Source organism: Kocuria himachalensis, assembly GCF_054784195.1.
In genome coordinates this window covers 1-1,979 of sequence record NZ_BAAGPL010000046.1, presented here as the reverse complement: position 1 = coordinate 1,979, position 1,979 = coordinate 1, and the positions used below count along the sequence as shown (strand labels likewise).

General features: G+C 72.6%; 3 protein-coding genes. All 3 read right to left on the bottom strand.

Annotated elements, in window-relative coordinates; all coding sequences use genetic code 11:
- A partial coding sequence (locus ACYVM4_RS18340) for a LacI family DNA-binding transcriptional regulator (RefSeq protein WP_460669474.1) occupies nt 1-363 on the bottom strand: 363 nt, incomplete at its 3' end.
- Complete coding sequence (locus tag ACYVM4_RS18335; RefSeq protein WP_460669473.1) at nt 360-1,148, bottom strand: TIM barrel protein; 789 nt, start codon at nt 1,146-1,148, stop codon at nt 360-362. The genes ACYVM4_RS18335 and ACYVM4_RS18340, both read right to left, overlap by 4 nt.
- Nucleotides 1,145-1,979, bottom strand: an 835-nt coding sequence (locus ACYVM4_RS18330; RefSeq protein WP_460669472.1) for a Gfo/Idh/MocA family protein, incomplete at its 5' end; no start/stop codon positions are given. The genes ACYVM4_RS18335 and ACYVM4_RS18330, both read right to left, overlap by 4 nt.

Below are 1,979 nucleotides of genomic sequence, written 5' to 3'. Positions count from 1 at the left end.
GGCGCCCTCGTCCCGGTGGGGCGTGATGGCAGAAAGGACGATGTCATAGCCGTGCTCTTGGGCGGCGAGGTGCAGGCCGTCGACGATTTCTCCGTGGAAGGGCTGCATCGGTTCGAAGGCCACCCCCAGCAGCCGGGAGTGTTGTTGACGCAGCACGCGGGCGCGTTCGTCACGGCGATAGCCCAGCTCGGCCGCGACCGCCCGCACATGGGCCCGGGTCTCCTCGCTGGCCCCGGGAACATTCCGGAAGACGATCGAGACCAGCGGCTGGGACACCCCGGCCGCCCGGGCCACGTCGCGCATGGTGACGCGGCGCCCGGATGGGCGGCCGGGGGCGTCCTGTGACGTGGAGGTGGGAGTCATCGCCGGGAGGTGGTGAAGGCGTCGCGGAAACGTTGCAGGGCCACTTCGGGGGTGTCGGCGGCGAAGGCCTCCATCGCGATCACTCCTTCGTATCCGGTCTCGGCCAGGGCGGCGGCCACCCGGGGGTAGTGGATCTCCCCGGTGCCGGGCTCGCAGCGACCGGGCACGTCCGCCACTTGGATCTCCCCAATATGCGGAAGGGCCCGGGCGCACAACTCCACCAGGTTCCCCTCCCCGATCTGGGCGTGGTAGAGGTCCAGGTTCAACCGCAGGTGCGGGCTGTCCACCGCCGCGACCAGGGCCAGGGTGTCCTCGGCCCGTCCGAAGGGCACCCCCGGGTGGTCGAGGGCGGTGTTGAGGTTCTCCAGGGTGAAGACCCGCCCGTGGCGCTCCCCCAGCGCGGCGAGGCGCTCCAGGGTGCGGGCCGCAGCCAGCCAGTCCGCCCCGGTCACGACCTCGTGGGCCACCACGGGCAGGCCCTTGTCATCCAGGCCGGTGCCGTGGACGTTGAGCCGGGGGCAGTCGAGGACCGCCGCCGCCGCCAGGGACTCCTCGGCGGTGCGCAGCAGCTCCGCCGCCCCGTCCGGGTCCACGAGAGCCCCGCGCACGTAGCCGGTCATCGACCCGAACCTGGCCCCGGTGGCGGCCAGGGCCGGCAGGTCCTTGGTGGTCCAGTCCCAGATCTCCACCTCGAACCCGGCCTCGTGCAGGCACCGCACCCGCTGCTCGAACGGCAGGTCGACGAAGAGCATCTCCGCGTTGGCCGCCAGGGTGAACCCGCTCACCGGGCCGCCTCCGCGACAGAGAGCTCGACGGGGGCGCTGGTGCGGCAGGACTCGATGCAGCCCAGCGCGATCCGCAGCGCATCACGGGCGGCCTCGGTGCCAGGCCCTGCGGTCGGGGTGCCCAGGGCAGTGTCGACGAAGGCCTGCAGCTCTCCGGTGTAGGCCCCGCGCATGGACTGGGTGTCCGCGCGCACCGTGTCGATGCTGATGCCCTCGGGCCCGTAGTAGCGCAGGCTCGAGGCCGCCAGGTCCCCGGCGGTGACCATCCCGGCGGAGCCGAAGGCCTCCGCCCGGGTGTCGTAGCCGTAGGCGGCGGCGAAGCTGGCCTCGGCGGTGGCGATCGCCCCGTTGTCGTAGCGGATCGTGACCACCGCGGTGTCCAGCAGCCCGGCCTCCCGGTAGTCCGGGGCCACCAGCGCATCAGCCACCGCGTACACCTGCACGGCCCGGGCGCCGGGGTTGAGGAAGTTCAAGGTGTCGAAGTCGTGGATGAGGGTCTCCAGGAAGATCGTCCACGGGGCCACCGCCGCCGGGTTCGCCAGCCCCGGGTCCCGGGTGATGGAGCGCAGCAGCTGCACGGTGCCGATCCGCCCGGCCTCGATCGCCGCCCGGGCCTGCGGGAACCCGTCGGCGAAGCGGCGGTTGAACCCGATCCGGAAGACCACCCCGTGGGTCTCCACCGCGCGGTGGACCCGGTCGATCTCCTCCAGGCTCATCCCGGCCGGCTTCTCGCAGAAGATCGCCTTGCCCGCCGCGGCAACCTGCTCCACCAGGGTGGTGTGGAAGCGGGCCGGGGCGGTGATCACCACCGCCTCCACTTCCGGGTCGGCC